This is a genomic window from Microbulbifer sp. ALW1, assembly GCF_009903625.1.
Classification (GTDB): Bacteria; Pseudomonadota; Gammaproteobacteria; order Pseudomonadales; family Cellvibrionaceae; genus Microbulbifer.
The window spans coordinates 1,861,711-1,879,147 of the sequence record NZ_CP047569.1 but is presented as its reverse complement, the minus strand read 5'-3'; the positions used below and the strand labels follow the sequence as shown (position 1 = coordinate 1,879,147).

At 58.0% G+C, this 17,437-nt stretch carries 15 protein-coding genes; 9 read left to right on the top strand and 6 right to left on the bottom strand.

The genetic code is table 11. From position 1 onward, the window contains the following. Positions 1-26 precede the first annotated feature (26 nt). On the bottom strand, positions 27-1,352 hold the full coding sequence (locus GRX76_RS07635) for a glutamine synthetase (RefSeq protein ID WP_160154875.1): 1,326 nt from the start codon (positions 1,350-1,352) through the stop codon (positions 27-29). A 362-nt stretch (positions 1,353-1,714) separates the two neighbouring features. On the opposite strand from GRX76_RS07635, the gene ppa reads away from it, so the two are divergent. The 5 genes from ppa to GRX76_RS07610 all read left to right on the top strand — a co-directional run bounded on the left by ppa (position 1,715) and on the right by GRX76_RS07610 (position 7,015). Beyond that, positions 1,715-2,251, top strand: a complete 537-nt coding sequence (ppa, locus tag GRX76_RS07630) for an inorganic diphosphatase (protein ID WP_160152760.1) — start codon at positions 1,715-1,717, stop codon at positions 2,249-2,251. Positions 2,252-2,461: 210 nt separating this feature from the next. Next, positions 2,462-5,059 (top strand): TonB-dependent receptor, encoded by a 2,598-nt coding sequence (locus GRX76_RS07625; protein ID WP_160152759.1) that lies wholly within the window; start codon positions 2,462-2,464, stop codon positions 5,057-5,059. A 212-nt stretch (positions 5,060-5,271) separates the two neighbouring features. Then, entirely contained in the window at positions 5,272-5,817 is a 546-nt protein-coding gene (locus GRX76_RS07620; RefSeq protein WP_160152758.1) for a hypothetical protein, read from the top strand. A 112-nt stretch (positions 5,818-5,929) separates the two neighbouring features. Further along, positions 5,930-6,562, top strand: a complete 633-nt coding sequence (locus GRX76_RS07615) for a DNA-3-methyladenine glycosylase I (protein ID WP_160152757.1) — start codon at positions 5,930-5,932, stop codon at positions 6,560-6,562. 30 nt (positions 6,563-6,592) lie between these two features. Continuing rightward, positions 6,593-7,015, top strand: a complete 423-nt coding sequence (locus tag GRX76_RS07610; protein WP_160152756.1) for a GNAT family N-acetyltransferase — start codon at positions 6,593-6,595, stop codon at positions 7,013-7,015. 18 nt (positions 7,016-7,033) lie between these two features. Here the strand turns inward: GRX76_RS07610 and GRX76_RS07605 are convergent, their stop codons facing one another. Together GRX76_RS07605 and GRX76_RS07600 are read right to left on the bottom strand one after the other, a co-directional pair. Further along, the gene (locus GRX76_RS07605; RefSeq protein WP_160152755.1) at positions 7,034-8,038 is read right to left on the bottom strand and encodes a FecR domain-containing protein; all 1,005 of its coding nucleotides are present in this window, start codon (positions 8,036-8,038) and stop codon (positions 7,034-7,036) included. Continuing rightward, the gene (locus tag GRX76_RS07600; RefSeq protein WP_160152754.1) at positions 8,035-8,613 is read right to left on the bottom strand and encodes an RNA polymerase sigma factor; all 579 of its coding nucleotides are present in this window, start codon (positions 8,611-8,613) and stop codon (positions 8,035-8,037) included. Before GRX76_RS07600 ends, GRX76_RS07605 begins: the two co-directional genes overlap by 4 nt. Positions 8,614-8,881: 268 nt before the next feature. Between GRX76_RS07600 and GRX76_RS07595 the strand changes: the two genes are divergently transcribed. After that, entirely contained in the window at positions 8,882-11,902 is a 3,021-nt protein-coding gene (locus GRX76_RS07595) for a TonB-dependent receptor (RefSeq protein WP_160152753.1), read from the top strand. Between the two features lie 61 nt (positions 11,903-11,963). Here GRX76_RS07595 and GRX76_RS07590 read toward each other — a convergent pair whose 3' ends face one another. The 3 genes from GRX76_RS07590 to GRX76_RS07580 all read right to left on the bottom strand — a co-directional run bounded on the left by GRX76_RS07590 (position 11,964) and on the right by GRX76_RS07580 (position 14,268). Then, a complete protein-coding gene (locus GRX76_RS07590; protein ID WP_160152752.1) occupies positions 11,964-12,539 on the bottom strand; it encodes a hypothetical protein in 576 nt (191 codons plus the stop codon). A 74-nt stretch (positions 12,540-12,613) separates the two neighbouring features. Beyond that, the gene (gene cysE, locus GRX76_RS07585) at positions 12,614-13,444 is read right to left on the bottom strand and encodes a serine O-acetyltransferase (RefSeq protein ID WP_160154874.1); all 831 of its coding nucleotides are present in this window, start codon (positions 13,442-13,444) and stop codon (positions 12,614-12,616) included. 95 nt (positions 13,445-13,539) lie between these two features. Then, positions 13,540-14,268, bottom strand: a complete 729-nt coding sequence (locus tag GRX76_RS07580) for a M15 family metallopeptidase (RefSeq protein ID WP_160152751.1) — start codon at positions 14,266-14,268, stop codon at positions 13,540-13,542. 410 nt (positions 14,269-14,678) lie between these two features. On the opposite strand from GRX76_RS07580, the gene GRX76_RS07575 reads away from it, so the two are divergent. The 3 genes from GRX76_RS07575 (at position 14,679) to GRX76_RS07565 (ending at position 17,378) form a co-directional block, all read left to right on the top strand. Then, positions 14,679-14,963: a TfoX/Sxy family protein gene (locus GRX76_RS07575; protein ID WP_160152750.1), complete on the top strand. Its 285-nt coding sequence runs from the start codon at positions 14,679-14,681 to the stop codon at positions 14,961-14,963. Between the two features lie 346 nt (positions 14,964-15,309). Then, entirely contained in the window at positions 15,310-16,197 is an 888-nt protein-coding gene (gene htpX, locus GRX76_RS07570; protein WP_160152749.1) for a protease HtpX, read from the top strand. Between the two features lie 80 nt (positions 16,198-16,277). Beyond that, entirely contained in the window at positions 16,278-17,378 is a 1,101-nt protein-coding gene (locus tag GRX76_RS07565; RefSeq protein ID WP_160152748.1) for a S1C family serine protease, read from the top strand. The last annotated feature ends 59 nt before the right edge of the window (positions 17,379-17,437 follow it).

Here is a 17,437-nt window from a genome sequence, read left to right as displayed (position 1 = left end):
TCAGGTTCGGTAATCAACCATCGTCATCAGATAATTTCAAAGTAGCGCTGTAGCTCCCAGTCACCGATGTGTTTGCGGTACTCCCGCTCTTCCCACTCGCGACTCGCGGCAAAATGATCCACAAAAGCATCGCCAAACAGGTCCCGCGCGGCCTCAGATTGTTTGAGTCTTTGCGCGGCATCCCACAGCGTCCTCGGCAGGGCCAGTTCTTCAGGGTGCTGATCTTCGTAGGCATTACCTTCCACCGCTTTACCCGGCGCCCACCCCTGTTCCACCCCATAAAGACCAGAGCCAAGCGCCACTGCCAGCGCCAGGTAGGGATTGGCATCCGCCGCACCCAGGCGGTATTCCTGACGCTGGGATTTGTCGCCACCGGGAATCACCCGCAATGCGGCGGTGCGGTTCTCCACGCCCCAGGTGGCATCGGTGGGCGCCCAGAAGCCGGGGATCATGCGCCGGTAGCTGTTGATGGTGGGCGCAACCATGCACAGCAGTTCCGGCATCAGCCGCTGCTGCCCGGCAAGAAAATGCCGCTGGGTTGCGCTCATGGAATGGGGCTCACCCTCGGCATAAAACGCCGAGGTATTGTCTTTCCGGTTGCGCAGGGAAAGATGGATATGCCCGCTCTGCCCGGGATAATCGTTGGACCACTTAGCCATAAACGTGGCCATCAGCCCACGGCGCTCCGCCAACACCTTGATAAAGGTTTTGAACAGTGCGGCCTTGTCAGCCGCAGCTTCTGCGTTGTCGACGGTGATCGCCGCCTCCAGTACCCCGGGGCCCGTCTCCGTATGCAAACCCTCGATGGGGAAATCCATCCGTTCCGCCAGTGCGAGAATCTCGTGGTAGAGGTCCGCGTGTACCGAGTTGCGGATCATGGAGTAACCGAACCAGCCGGGGGTAAACGGCTTGAGATTCCGGTAACCCTTGGCGCGGGCGGTATCGGGAGTCTCGTCGAACACAAAGAACTCGTATTCCAGCGCCGCATAGGGTGCAAAGCCCGCCTGCTCACAGCGCTGAATCACCCTGCGCAACAGCGCCCGCGGGCACACCGCTTCGGCCGCGCCTTCGAATTCCGCAAGAAACAGCAGCATGCCGTCCTCAAACGGCACCTCGCGGCAGGTGTGGGGCAGGATGCGCACCGGGGCGTCCGGGTAGCCCGTATGCCAGCCGGTATAGCGGGTGTTGTCGTACAACTGATCCTGGATATCCCAACCCAGCACCACATCGCAAAAGGCAAAGCCCTTGTCGAGGGCGGAGAAGAACTTCTCGCGGCTCATGTATTTGCCACGCATGACCCCGTCGTTGTCGAAGAGCCCTACCTTGATATGGGTAAGACCCCGCGCCTCCACAATACGCTTGGCATCGGCCACGGACCACACCTGGCGCGGACTGAGGGCCGCGGTTTCCGTACGTGAGGAGGAAGAGGTTACTGGGGTAGTGTCCGCCGCGGGCGAGGATGGCGGCAGCTCGGTGGATTCGTCCATGGGTGGGCTCCGTTATTGTGACCAACCCGTCGTCCATGAATGCCGGGCGGTATCCTGCCCCTCAGCATAGACAATCCTGCGGCAAACGGCGGAAACCCGGCGCTGAAGGGTAAAAACGATCAGGAATTGAGCAGTCACACGACCGGCTATGTTAGCGCCCGCTCAGGGTATATAATCCCGCCTCCAAATTTTCGACCAACCCTCTTCAAATACAGTCAGGACCAGCAATGAGCTTCGACAAGGTTTCCCCAGGTAAAGACCTGCCCAACGATATCAACGTAATCATCGAGATCCCGGCCAACCACGATCCGATCAAATACGAAGTCGACAAGGACGCAGACGCGGTATTCGTAGACCGTTTCGTTGCTACCCCGATGTTCTACCCGGCCAACTACGGCTACGTGCCCCAGACCCTGTCCGAAGACGGCGACCCCCTGGACGTGCTGGTTGTTGCCCCTTACCCGGTAATGGTTGGCTCCGTAATCCGCTCCCGCGTGATCGGCGTGCTGAACATGACCGACGAATCCGGTGTAGACGCCAAACTGCTGGCAGTACCGCACACCAAGCTGACCAAACTGTACGACCACGTTAACGAAATCGGCGACCTGCCGGAGCTGCTGATCAAGCAGATCGAGCACTACTTCGAAAACTACAAAGCCCTGGAAGCAGGCAAGTGGGTGAAAGTAGACGGCTGGGCCGACGCTGACGCCGCGCGCAAAGAAGTTATGGCTTCTCGCGAGCGCTACCTGAAAGAAGAGGGCTGATCGCCACTTCTCTCCATAGATCTGAATAGATCTCGAAAAACCGGCCTAGTGCCGGTTTTTTTGTGCCTGCTCGTTAATCCCCAAAATTCTTTTACATTTCTGTCGGGAATTCTCCATCGCGCGCGTTTACCCAATTACAGCCCGCGGAATCCGGGCTGCGCTTTGGCAAAAATAAATGCGTACACCAATAAAAATAGAATGGAGAAACCCATGCAAAAAAACCGCGCTCACGGATTTCAGAAATCTTTGCTCGCAAGCGCTATCGCGCTACTACCCCTGGCGACACTGGCACAGGAAGATGGCAGCGAAAATAAAACCGTCGAAGAAGTGGTGGTCACCGGCATCCGCGGCGCCCTGCAACAATCCCTGGATGTAAAGCGCGATGCCACCTCTATCGTGGATGCGATCAGCTCCGAAGATATCGGTAAATTCCCGGACAAAAATGTCGCCGACTCATTGCAGCGGGTACCGGGTATTTCCGTGGATCGTATCTGGGGTGAAGGCCGGGACATTTTTGTGCGCGGTACCGACAGTACCCTCAACCGCACCCTGATGAACGGCCAGAATGTGGCGTCGGCCTATTGGTGGGCGAATGACAATCCGAGCCGCGGTTTCAACTATTCCATTCTTGCGTCCGAACTGGTGTCCGCACTGGAAGTGTACAAAAGCCCGGAAGCACGCCATGACGAGGGCAGTATCGGCGGCATGGTCAATGTGCGCACCCGCAAGCCGATGGACCTGGATCCGATGACCGTCAACCTCTCCGCCGAGAGTGTTTACAGCGAACTGCCGGACCAGTGGGACCCGCAGATTTCCGGCTTGCTCAGCTGGAAAAACGACGCAGAAACCTTCGGTGTACTGGCGTCCTTCAACAGCCAGCAACGCACCATGCGCCGCGATGGCCTGGAAGTATTCCCCACCAACGACCTCTATAGCGTTACCGACCAGAACGGTAATGTGACCGACAATGTGTATGTACCCTGGGGCGGAGGTTCTGCCATTTTCCAGCAGGACCGCCAGCGGGACACCGGCAACATCACCCTGCAGTTCCGCCCTTCCGATCGCTGGGACCTGGCAATGAATTACGTTGCCTCCGATATGGACATGGACAACAGCAACCAGAATTACCTGTTTGTGGCCGGCGGCTACAAAATTCCCAACGGCGATGTCGTCACCAACCCGGTATTTATTCCCACCAGCGACGGCAACCAGGCACTGGTGGGCGGCGTGATTGAAAACCCCGATAGTATTGGCGTCGCCGACGAGCCCATCGTGCGCGAGTCCTTCGTGGAATCCGATGTGCTGGACTTCTCCGCAGACTACGAAGGGGACAGCTGGCAGCTGCACCTGCAGGCCGGCAATACCACCGCCGAAGGCGGCAGCACCCTGGACCGCAACTACTGGTTCGAAGGCATGGGTGCCGAGGACCTGAACTTTGGCCCCAATACCAATGAATTCAGTTTCCCCGGTATCGACCCGCTGGATGGCACCGCACTGCACTTGAATGCCGCCAACCTGCGCGACTGGGTGCGCATCATGGAAGACGAAGAAAGCTACTTCCAGGCCGATGCCAGTTTTGATGTGGACTTCGGACTTGTCACTGCCATCAGAACCGGCCTCAAACTGCGCGATCACACCATCGAGAACAACCGCCAGAACGGCTCCGTGGATGTATCCAACCCGGACATTGCGCAACAGGTTGCCGCCCTCAATGCGATTACCCTGGCCGATGTCTCCAACGGTGCCAGCCCGAAATTACACGGTGAAGGCGCCACCAGTGGCTCCCTTACCCGCTACGCATTCCTCGATGTGGGTCTGGCTCGCCAGAAGATCGACAGCATCCTGGACGCTGGCGTGATGACTTACGCAGAAGACCAGCGTGCCTACTACAAGATCAACGAAGATATCACCGCCGCCTATGCCCAGGCCGAATTTGAAAGTGGCCAGCTTCGCGGTAACTTCGGTGTGCGCATCGTCGAAACCGACCAGACCTCCCACGCCTACATCGATGGCGAGCGCGGTGCCATCGGCCGTAGCTATCGCGAGGCGCTCCCCAGCGTCAACGTGATCTATGACCTGTCTGACGAACTGATCCTGCGCGCGGCGGCCTCCCGTGCCATGGCGCGCCCGACCTTCCAGAACCTGAGCTCCAATATTGTCATCAATGCCACCAGCGGTACCGCCACCGCCGGCAACCCGATGCTCGACCCGATGTTTGCGGATCAATTCGAGATCGGCGCCGAGTGGTACTTCAGCGATGCCAGCCTGCTGGCCGCGACCTACTTCAATAAAGACCTGAGCACTTTTGTATTCCAGGACACCCAGGTCGAGGATATCGACGGCCAGAGCATCAATGTGACCCGGCCCTATAACGCCGACAAGGGTGCGGATATTCAGGGACTGGAGCTTCAGGTCCAGCATGACTTTGGCAGCGGCTTTGGTGCACTTGCCAACTACACCTGGACCGACGCCAAGGTCCCGGGCAGCAAGCTGGAATTGCCAGGTAACTCGCGCGACCAGTTCAATGCCTCCACCTATTACGAAAACGACTACCTGAGCCTGCGGCTGTCTTACAACCTGCGCTCGGAATCCTACGGCGGCCTCACCTCGGGCTCACAACTGGTCACCGATCAGTACGACCAGTGGGATGCCACTGCCAACTGGATGGTCAACGACAATGTGGATGTGTTCTTTACCGCGGTAAATCTTACCAACGAGATCATCTACATGCGCACCGCCGATGGTATTCCCGTGGGCTTTTATGAAAATGGCCCCCGGTTTAGCCTGGGGGCGCGGCTCAGCTTCTAGACATTTTCCCTGGCATCACCTTGTCACACCTTGCAAGGCGCCCAATGGGCGCCTTTTTTATGAATTACCCGTTCCCTGATAAAACAGATTCACACTTCAACAATTTTTCCTGATGAAAACCGGCATTCCATACCCATAGAAGTTCACTCAAAGTATGGTACGCGCAAATTGTTGACCATCATCAATCGTTATCCATTCAACGGATGTTTCAAATGAATTGGCTTTTCCGCTACGCCTCATGGAGCAAGGCCGGCCTGTTTCTCGCGCTCAATTTCGCACTGCAGGCAGTGATCGTTCTGGTTATCTACCCGATGATCAGTGCCGATACAGACCCCCTGGATATTCAGATGGGGCTTACCCTCGAGCGCGTAACCGGATTTCTTGAGCAGATCGGCAGCGACGGCAGAACCCTGTATTTTTATAATGAAGCCACCCTGGACATACTGTTTCCCCTCGTTTATTCCATCGCCTATGCATTACTCACGGTTGAACTGATCAAGAGCTGCGGCCAGGTGCGCACACCGCTCCGATATCTGGCACTGCTCCCATTTGCCATTGCCATGTGCGATCTGCTGGAAAACATTCAGATTCTGGTTGCCATTCAATCTTACCCCATGATCACCAATGCCCAGGTAACCTATCTCGCTGCGGCCAATATGGGTAAGCATATGTTTACCATGCTATTGCTGAGTACACTGGGCGTATTGCTGATCTGGCTGGCATTCATCCACTTGTGCCGGATAAGAATCCGGGAGTAATCCCCTCGCAGTACCATCTCAGGCTGGGATAAGTTGATCGTCAGGGGTATATTGGGTTTCCGCCTTTTTCGCGCTCGCTGCTTGCAGCTCTCACCATAAGAGAAGCCTGAATATGCCAAACACCGTTGAAGGACCCGATGGAAAACCCCGCTGTGGCTGGTGTGCCGCCGCACCGGAATTCTTTGAATACCACGATAAAGAATGGGGTTTTCCCGTCGACGACGACCGCCGTCTGTTTGAAAAACTGTGCCTGGAAAGTTTCCAGTCGGGGCTCAGCTGGCGCACCATTCTTGCCAAGCGTGAAAACTTTCGCAAAGCCTTCAAGAACTTCGACTTCAACAAGATTGCCCGATTCGAAGAGCAGGACGTAGAGCGTCTGCTACAAGACGCCGGTATCGTTCGCCACCGTGGAAAAATCGAGGCCGTCATCAACAATGCCCGCTGTGCCAAGCTACTGGTAAAAGAGGAAGGCTCCATCGCCGCCTATATCTGGCAGTTTGAGCCCGGCGCCGATGCGCAGTGTGCGCCCCAGAGTATGTCCACCTCGGATGTATCCAAAGCGCTGTCAAAGGACCTTAAAAAGCGTGGCTGGAAATTTGTAGGCCCTACCACCGTGTATGCGTTTATGCAGGCCATGGGGCTGATCAACGATCACCTGTCCGAGTGTAAATCGCGCAAAGAGGTAGAGCGGGCGAGAAAATCGTTCAAGCGCCCGAATGCAATCGCCAGACAAAACGACCGCTAGACATAATGACCACTAATTAAGGGGCCCGATATGCACGCCCAGTTACTGACCACCAACGCCGAACTGGAAGCCGCCGCGAAGGTGCTGCTGCAATTGCGCCCACAGTACGACCTGGAAAGCATAATGGCGCAAATCCACAAGCAGCAGGCATTGGGTTACCTACTGGCGGGGGTCACCGAACATCAGCATATGCTTTGTGTCGCCGGATTTGTTGTCAGTGAAAAGCTGGCCTGGGGCAAACACATTTATGTGGATGATCTGGTGACTTGCGAAGCCCACCGTTCAAAAGGGGCGGGAAGCTTACTGATCCAGTGGCTGAAACAATACGGAAAAGAGATCGGCTGCGGCCAGCTACATTTGGATAGCGGCGTACAGCGTTTCTCCGCGCACCGGTTCTATCTGCGCGAAGGCTTTGACATCACCAGTCACCACTTTGCCACCGCGGATTTGTGAGTCGAGGCAGCCCAGCGGTTACTGCCGGGGTTCGAGCACCAGGATACGCTGGTCGGTTTTATTGATACGCGCTCCGAACCCCTGCTCCAGTGCAAAAGCCAGGCCGTCGGCATCGCCAATATTGAACACGCCGCTGATACGCTGATTGGTCAGGGCATCCCCCACCAGTACCATCTTGCGCGTGGTGTAGCGGTTGTATTCAGCGATGGCGTCCTCTAGACGTTCATTGTCAAAATAAATCCGGTGCGTTTGCCAGGCAGTGACCTGATCGAGGTTCACCGGCACAACCCCACTGCTGTCCCGTGGGTTGGTCGCGGTATAGCGAACACCCTCCCCCGGCAACATTTTTGCCAGCTGTTGGGTTTCACCGGTAGCATCTTCTGCCCTCACCTCAACGATTCCCTGGGTAACGCCCACCTGTACCCGGTCAGCCTGCAGCGCGACGTTGAAGGCGGTTCCCAGGGCGCGCACTTCTGAGCCGCGCACAGCAACCACAAAGGGCCGCTCCGGATTTTTCGCCACCATGAAAAAGGCTTCACCGCGCTCGAGAAACAGGGAGCGCTGCTTACGCTGGTAACGCACGCCTACCCGGGTATTGGTGTTCAGCATCAAGGTGGATCCGTCCTCCAGATGCACAACACGCTGACCACCGATCTCGGTCTGGTAATAGTCGATCGCATAATTGTCCCGCGCAATGACCCCGGCCACCAGCACCAGGATCGTCGCGGCAATCGCTCCCAACCAGCGCCATTGATATGGGGCACGAAGAGACTGGGCGCGACGGCGCACAGCCTTGCGGATTTCCGGGAGTCCCGCGTTCAACTCCGGATCCTCTTTCAGAAAGTCCGTCATCAGCGCCAACTGCTGGCACTGCGCAAAGGCCTGGCGATGCAACGGGTTCGCCTGCAACCACTGTTCCAGGGCATCAGATTCCGCGGCACTCATGGCGCCACTCTGCTGTCGCGCCAACCAGTCTGCTGCCTGCGCCCGGATACTCTTGTCTAATTCGCGCTTCGGGTTCATAACAACTCATTCAACTCTTGCTGCAGGTGCTTCAGGGCACTGCTCATATGCCGCTCCACGCTGCGGGTACTGATCGACAGGGCCGCGGCGACCTCTGGATACGTCATTTCTTCAAATCGGCTCAACAGGAAAACCTTGCGGGTAAGGGGTTTCAGCTTGAGCAACGACTGCTTCAATTGCTGCAGACTCTGTTGCCACTCCGCACTGTGCTGCGGGCAAGGTTCGCGGGATGCGTGCTCCCGCTCTTCAAAACTGTCGTGCTGCTCGGTCTTGCGCCGCAGGTGGCGGCGCAGGCTGTCGCGCACCAGATTGGTGGCAATGGTGAACAGGTAGGCCCGGGGGTTTTCTTGCAAAGGCTGCAGATTCTCCATGCGCAGCAGTTTGATGTAAGTTTCCTGCAGTATGACTTCCGCCTCCGGGCGCCCCCCCGGCAACATTCGGGAAACATGGTGACCAAGTGCCACACGGTGTTCACTGTAAAGTGCCTCAATAAATGCGCTGCGGCCGTCATCATGTACCGATGCTGATCCCGCAGGCACCAGACGCAGAGCGGGCCGGGATTTGAAACTAATCACAGGTCCCTCCTTCCGCGAAACAGCCGCCTGGTGTGTTTATTTTTTGCAAACGTTGACTCATACCTCTGCAAACGCTGACCAGCGGGAAAACCCGACAGCTTTATGAAACTTTTTTCTGGCCTCCCAATTTATGGGGTCTGCGACCAGCTCCCTTGCGGGCTTTGACGATTATCGGGTATTTTGGCGAATCTGCGGTTTCGGTCTCATTACGCCATAGCCCTGATGCCAGAGTCCTGACGCCATAGCCCCGCTCAGCCAAACGATAATAATGAAGGAAAAAAAGGTTCCCGCCCAACGCCGGCACGCAAGACTTGCGGCGCCACCCGCCGCGTTATTCCGGGCGTTCGTTCTAACAATATCCGCCGGTGCCACACCGGCGGCGCTGGCACTCACCAAAAATCCGTCCATCGCGCCGCAGCTAACCGGGATTCCGGCAACAACTTCCTCAACAGCAACTTTCCCAGTATCCGCGCAACAGCAGAGCTGGTTTGAACGGGAGCGCCTTCCTTTTGCCATTCCCCCGCAGCCTTTGCCCGAGGCGCTGACACTCTACGCCGAGCAGGCGCAGCTTCAATTGTTTTACCGGCGGGACCAGCTGCCGGAACAAATCTCCGTGTACGTCCGCGGTGACCTGACCCCACAGGCAGCGCTGACACAACTGCTCAGAAATACCCGGCTTGAAGCGCAACTCGGCCGCAATCGCACGGTCGTGATCGCGCCGGTGGTTACACCTGTGACCGCCACCGCCGAACCGGAAACACCTTCGCACCCGCAAGATATCCGCCGACCACGCCCACTAGAAGAAACCTATGTTACCGGCGTGCGCACCAGTTTGCGCCGAAGCCTGGCCATCAAACAGGCCAGTGACAACCTGGTGGAGATCACCACCGCGGAGGATATTGGCAAGTTCCCCGACCACAACGTGGCCGATGCACTGCAGCGGATTGCCGGTGTATCGGTGGATCGTATCTGGGGAGAGGGACGGGATGTGAATATCCGCGGTACCGATAAAGATATCAACCGCACCCTGCTGAATGGCCAGCATGTGGCCTCCGCCTACTGGTGGGCCAATGACAATCTCAGTCGCGGCTTCAATTACGCCACCCTGGCGTCACAGCTGGTGCAGTCGCTGGAGGTACACAAAACACCCCGCGCCGACCTGGACGAAGGCAGCATTGGCGGTACCGTAATCGTGCGCACGCGCAAACCCCTGGAGATGGACAACCGGGAACTGCACCTGGCGGTGGGACAACAATACAGCGCACTGGCGGAGCGCTGGGCGCCCCAGGGCTCGGCATTGGGCAGCTGGAAAAATACGGCACAAACCCTCGGCGTACTGGCCTCGCTCAACTGGCAGCAACGGGACAGTCGCCGCGACGGCCTGGAAACCTTTGCCGACAACAACCTCTACACCATCACCGATGAACAGGGCAATGTCACCGAGGATGTGTACGCAGTGTGGGGCGGAGGCTCGGCGCTGCTGCAGCAGCAACGCCATCACACCACAGGCAATATTACCCTGCAGTGGAACCCGAACGCGCAGTGGGACGCCGTATTAAATCTGGTGCGCTCACAGATGGATATTGAAAACAGCAACCACAACTTCCTGTTTTCGCCCGGCGGGTACAAGTTGAGTGAGACACCTCCGGTGATCGTAACCCGTCCGCAATTCCTGACCAGCGACGATGGCCACAAGATGCTTTCAGGCGGCACCCTCGGCAACGCCGACAGCACTGGCGCCGTGCTCGATGGCATCCAGCGCCAGGCGTACATCGATACCCAGGTTGACGATATCGACATCCACTACAGCGGCGATACCTGGGACAGCCACATGCAATTTGGCCACACCAGTGCCCGCGGCGGCACCAGCCACGACCGCCTGTACCGCTTCACCGGCAACAGCCGCGTCGCCTTTCACCTCGAGCGGGATCACATTGCAACCGAGTACCTCGACCTGGATCCGGAGGATCCCGCAGCACTGGACCAGCTGTCGCCGCTGTCACGGGACTGGATACGGGCAATGGAAAGTCGCGAGTACTACGGCCAGTGGGATCTGGGTTACGACGTCGAAAACGGCTGGCTCACGCGCGCGCAATGGGGGCTGAAATATCGCGACCATCGGGTGGAGAACAACCTCACGGTGGGCGAAATCGATCGCGACGCCGATATCTGGCAGACACTGCAGTTCACCGGCCTGGACCAGGTCAGTCGCGGCCTCAGTCCTACGCTCAGCGCACAAAGTGCCAACAGTGGCACCCTGGTGCGCTACGCGCTGGCCGATGCCGCACTGCTGCGGGCGGTAATCAATCCGGGCTTGCGGAACGGTGCCATGCAGTACCAGTACGATCGTAGTGCCTTCTTCCGCATTCGTGAACAGAGTCTGGCGACCTACGCGAGCCTGGATATTGGGACCGGGGACTGGGAAGGCAACGCGGGCCTGCGCGCGGTGGCTACCCGACAGCAGGCCAGCGCCTATGCTCCCGAGCAACTGCGCCATGAGCAAAACCAGTACCAGGACTGGCTGCCGACCCTCAACCTGCAATATCACTGGAGCGGCGACCTGCTCGGCCGCCTCGGCATCGCCCAGGTGATGGCCCGGCCCAACTTCCAGGACCTCACCCCCAATATCATTGTGGATCCGACCAGTGGTTACGGTTCCGCAGGCAATCCCAAGCTTGAACCCTACCGCGCGGATCAGTTGGACCTTGGGATCGAGTGGTATTTTGCCGATGCTTCGCTGGTTTCCGCGACGGCTTTCTACAAGGATATTTCAACCTTTGTTTACCCCCACGTCGCCCCGGAGTGGATCGACGGCGAGCAGCATTACATTACCCGGCCGCAGAATGGTCCGGGCGCGACCATTCGCGGACTGGAGCTTCAATGGCAACAGGGATTTAGCCAGGGGTGGGGAATACTCAGCAATTACACCTATACCGATGCCAGCGTGCCATCGGAGGACGGCAGCCGAAAGCTGGAATTACCGGGAAATTCCCGCAGCCAGTTCAATGCATCACTGTATTTGGAAAGAGCGCAATGGGAAGCGCGCCTGAGTTACAACTATCGCTCGCGCTCTTATGGGGAAATCATTGCCGGCTCCCAGAGCGAGACCGGCGCCTATCAGCAGTGGGATGCGACAGGCCAGTGGCGCTGGTCGCCGACACTGGCACTCTCTCTGGAAGCCATCAACCTGACGAATGAGGTCATCCGGATCCACAGTGCCAGCGGTATCCCCCAGGGAATTTACGAAAATGGGCGCCGTTTTGCGGTGGGAGTGAAACTGGCATTCTGATCACAGAATCAGGTACGGAAACGCCGGCCGCAACGTCAATCGATTACTCAATCGGGTACAGTCAATCGGGCAATGTAAAATTCGCTTTACCACCGCCCGGTGAGCCCAGCGTCCAATCCGGCACAGTGACCTGTGCCACCGCTTCTGGCGGGCGCTCCGCCGCCTCAACCAGATTTCCCTGCGCCGGCTTGAGGCTCAGGTGGCTGACCGGAACCTGCACTGGCTCTACCGCCGTCCGCTCGTGCTCTTTCAGCAAATAACCCTCCATCGGCGCCAATGTGAATCCCGCACCGGCAGAATCACCCGCCGCCTCCGGTGCTGCCTCTGGCACCGCCGCCGCACTTTGCGGTGCTGGGGGTATTTCCTCTACCGCTCTGGGGGCCGCTACAGGTTGCGGAGAATCCACTTCCGGCTTGATCAACGACTGTGCGCCTAGCTTATGCAGTGTTGCCTGCAGCTGTTCGGCCTGGGATTTACCCAGGCCTTTTTTGATCGCCAGTGGCCTGCCACTGAAAAGCTTCTCGACCATCTCCGGGCCGGCCTTGAACAAGCGGGCAAAGTTGGCTTTCACATCACCAAGGGTATAACCAGGCTGCAGATCACCGCGAAAAATGACGCTGTAAGTCGGCTCGGACATGGAAGGCACCTCGATCTCAATAGATGGTCCGCCGTAACCGGCGTGTTATTTTCCAGGGGAATATTCAAACGGATTCAGTCTTCGGAATCCAGTGTCTGATCCGGGGCCTGCTCCGAAGACTGTTCTGGAGACTGCTCCTGGGGCTGGTCCAGGGTCTGATCCATGGTGTATGCCGGCACCGCTGCAGACTTGTCGCGCGCGCAACCGGCGACAATGCGCGCCGGCACGCCAGCAACGGTCGCGTGAGCCGGCACATCCCGCAGCACCAGGCTGCCCGCGGCAATTTTAACCCCTTCGCCGATACACACAGGTCCCAGGACCTTGGCACCGGCACCGATCATCACACCGCGCCCGATTTTGGGGTGGCGATCACCGCCGCCACTGCCACTGCCCCCCAGGGTGACCGAGTGCAGAATGGAAACATCGTCTTCCACCACCGTGGTCTCCCCCACCACCAGACCGGTGGCGTGGTCGATCATAATGCCGCAGCCGAACCTGGCCGCCGGGTGTATATCCACCGCGAACTGCTCGGATACCTGGCTCTGGAAATACAGGGCCAGGGTGTGGCGCCCCTTGCGCCACAGCCAGTGGGCAATACGGTGTGACTGCAAGGCGTGAAAGCCTTTGAAATACAAAAACGGAGTCAGGTATTGATCGCAGGCCGGATCGCGGTCAAACCAGGCGCAAATATCCGCCTGCATACAGCGCGAGATCGCTGGCTCATCCGCCAGTGCCGCGGCGATCACTTCCTGCAATGCCGTTGCGGTAAGCGCCGCATGATCCAGCACCGAGGCCAACTGGTAAGCCAGTGCTTTATCCAGTGTGCGGTGGCGCAGTACCGTATTGTGGAAATAACTGGCTAGCACCGGTTCCCCGGAGGCCGCTGCTGCCGCTTCCGCGCGCATGGCGGACCAGATATCACGGTGTTTCAATTCACTGACGTTGATGGCATCAATCCCCGGGTTTTGTCCTTGCTCAGGCGAATCAATCATTGGCACGGTTAAAGGCGGCTGATGTTACTGGGGTAGGCCGCTTCCGGAACCAACACAAAGCGTGGATAAATCGTGTCCATCTGCGCACAAATGGTATCCGCCAGCGCCAGTTCGCCGTCCAGCTGGCAAAGTTCCAACTGCTCACGCAGTACCTCCGCCGACAGCAACTGCTGGAATTCCTTCGCTCTTGGCGCATAGCTCAGGTGCCAGCGCTCCGGCGCTACTCCACCGCGATCTTCAGCATAGGGACGAAATAATCCATAACTGTTGCCGCTGGCGATACACTCATCCAGCCAGCAATGGAATGGGCCGAATACTCCCGCATCGCACACCTCGTCCGGTGTCAGCTGTACGCGGTAATCTTCTGGTACGGCAGCCGCATCGATCACGTCGAAATCTGTGCCCCAGTGGTGCCGTGAACCACCGGGCAGTGCCGACCAGCGCAATATAGCGAATGCAATCTCCTCTGGCGACAATTGCGCCACGTCGAGTGCGCACCCGTCGCTGTCCAGCAAGGGCCGCAATCCCTGCGCCTTGGCGTTCCAGATAGCGCGCTGGCGCTCGAAATCCCGGAACCCGGAAACCACCGTTGGGGAAAAACCCGCTTCCTGTGCATCCCGACGTAACTGGTCAAAAGCCGTCAGCGCCTCCGGGTGCATCAGTTGCCCCGACACGGGCTCGACTATGACGTGCGCGTCATTGAGACCAAACAACATATTGCGCAGATGGGGATTCATCAAAAGTAAACCTCTGGACAAAAAACAGCGCCTTGCGACGAAACAACCTTACTGCAAACTTCGCCAATGCAGACTAGGCTTTTGCTGCAGATGTGACTTAATAGCACAAAGGTACCACCGGATAACAGGGACCCGGACCAAGCCGAAAGTTACACATGCGGTAAAAAAGAAGCATTTTTATTTGCACCTTTCTTGGACCGCTATCACGGTTTGGCCTTTTATTTTTTTGTGCTATGTTGGACGCCCGTTGCATTCAGCATCGGGCTCGAGTCAGGTAAAACGTGCTTCCGATGATCTCAGGAAGCAGGGTTGGTAGATCGCAAAAATTCCGTCGTACACGAAGCACAGTGAAAGTGCTGCTGGCGATATACCGAAGAATGAGCGTCTTAACTGTTCAGGGAATGAATGTTATGCACCCTAGTCAATCAGAGTTGTTGCAACTGAAAAACCTGGGGCTCGCCTCCGTCAACATTTTGCATTCCATCGGTATTCGCACGCTGGACGATTTGCACCGCGTGGGTCCGGTCGAGGCATTCGCCAGTATCCGCCGCCGCGGCATCAATGCCTCCCGCGTTCTTCTGTACGCCCTGCAGGGCGCCCTTCTCGATATTCACTGGAACGACCTCGATCCCGACCTCAAGGCCAACCTGGTCAGTGAAGCCGAGCAACTGCTTTCCCGCAAAGACAGCGCGTAAGCCTTCGCGCTCGCCACCGCTTCCTGAATATCCATACCCCGGCAATATCACCCAGTAACCTTAGCCAGTAACCGTACCCAGAAACCTTACCCAGAGCCTTACCCGGCGATCGGGGCCCACAGCCCGAGACGACGCGCGCAGCGCGTAAAATTTTGCCGTTTGCCGGTACCGTAAGACTTGTAATTGGGGCATTGCGACCTTATCAAATTCCCGATAACCACGGCTTGAACAGCAGGCCAGAGAGGATTGCTCATGGCCTCCTGAAACTCGCCAGAGTTCCTCTGTCCAACCGTCAGGTCATGAACCGGACCAACCGTTTTATTCCAACTGCTTTCGGAGAAAGCTGATGCTACGAATAGGGCTTTTCCTGCTAACCAACCTGGCCGTCATGCTGCTGGTTGGCGTCATATTTAACCTGCTGGGTATCCAGGGCATTCTGGATGCGAATGGCGTCAATCTGAACCTGCCCGGCCTGCTGGTCATGTGTGCGGTTTTTGGCTTTGGCGGTGCGCTGATTTCACTGCTGATGTCCAAGACCATTGCCCGTATGTCCACCCGCACCCAGGTCATCGACCAGCCACAGACAGCCGATGAACGCTGGCTGGTGGAAACCGTGCGCGAGCTGTCCCAGAAAGCCGGAATTGGTATGCCGGATGTGGGGATTTTCCCTATGCCCCAGGCCAATGCCTTCGCCACTGGCTGGAACCGCAACAGCGCCCTGGTGGCCGTCAGTGCCGGCCTGCTGGAGCGTTTCAATCGCGACGAAGCGCGGGCGGTTATCGGCCACGAGATCGGCCACGTCGCCAACGGTGACATGGTCACCCTGACCCTGATTCAGGGCGTGGTAAATACGTTTGTGATGTTCTTTGCGCGGATCGTGGGCTTCTTTGTCGACCGGGTGCTGCTGCGCAACGAGCAGGGCCTGGGGATCGGCTACTACATCACCTCCATCATCATGGATATGGTGTTCGGCGTCGTCGCCATGATGGTGGTGGCCTGGTTCAGTCGCCGCCGTGAGTATCGGGCGGATGCCGCCGGTGCCCACCTCGCCAGCCCCAATGCCATGATCGCCGCACTGGCACGTATCAAGGCCGAATCCGAGTCCGGCCGCGAGCAACCGCTGCCCGCCAACATGAAGGCCTTTGGTATTTACGGCAACAGCATGGCTGCTCTGCTCGCCAGTCACCCACCACTTGAGGATCGGATTCTGGCGTTGCAAAATTCTGCGCGTTAACTGAATCCCGTCATGGGCCTGCCGGTTTGGGTGAATGACCGGCGGCCCCATCATCGCTGACCGCAACTATGTCCAATGCCATGAATCCAATAAAAAATTCCCGCAAGCTCGCCCTTCCGCTGACGTTGTTGTTCTCGGTGTTGTTGTTCTCGGTGCTGTTTCCCCTGCTGGGTACCCCCCTGAACGCCAGCGCCAACTCCCCTATTCCCCAGTTTTCGACCGATGACGAGCAAAACACCATGCAGGTGTTCAACTTTGCCAGCCCATCGGTGGTGTACGTCACCAACGAAACCCTGGTGCGGGACCGCTGGACCCTGCGCCTGCACACGGTACCCAAAGGGGCCGGCAGTGGGTTTATCTGGGATGAGCAGGGGCACGTGGTCACCAACTTCCACGTGATTGAAGAGGCGCGCAAGATCACCATCACCCTGCAGGACCGCAGCGAGTGGTCGGCGGAGCTGGTGGGCACGGCGCCGGAAAAAGACCTGGCGGTACTCAAAATCGACGCCCCGCGGGAATTGCTCAAGCCGCTGGCCGCGGGCAATTCCGCCACCCTGGCAGTGGGGCGCAAGGTGCTGGCCATCGGCAACCCTTTCGGTCTCGACACCACTCTCACCACCGGTGTAGTCAGTGCCCTGGGCCGCGAAATTGACGCGGCCGGCAACCGCACCATCCGCAATGTCATCCAGACCGATGCGGCAATTAACCCCGGCAATTCCGGCGGCCCGCTGCTGGATTCCAGCGGTCGCCTGATCGGCGTCAACACCGCCATCTACAGCCCCAGTGGGGCCAGTGTCGGGATCGGTTTTGCGATTCCGGTGGATACCGTGAAAAAAATTGTCCCCGAGCTGATCGCCCACGGCCGCCTGGTGCGGCCGATTCTGGGTATTGAATCCGCCCCGGATCAGTGGGCGAGTCGCTACGACTTCGAAGGCGTTGCGGTACTGCGTACCGCGCCGGGCATGCCCGCCGACAAAGCCGGCCTGCGCGGCGTTTACCGGGGCAGTCGCGGTGGCTGGCAACTGGGGGATGTGATTGTCGGGCTGGATGGCAGCCCCATCAGTAATTACGACGACCTGATGAATGCACTGGAAAACCACCGCCCCGGGGATCAGGTGCGCCTGGACTACCTGCGCGATGGCAAAGCACTGCAGACGTCGATTAAACTCGCCGCGCCCTGAAACCCGGCGCCGTAAAACTTTAGGGCAGCCAATTCACTGCCCGAACACACACAAAATTT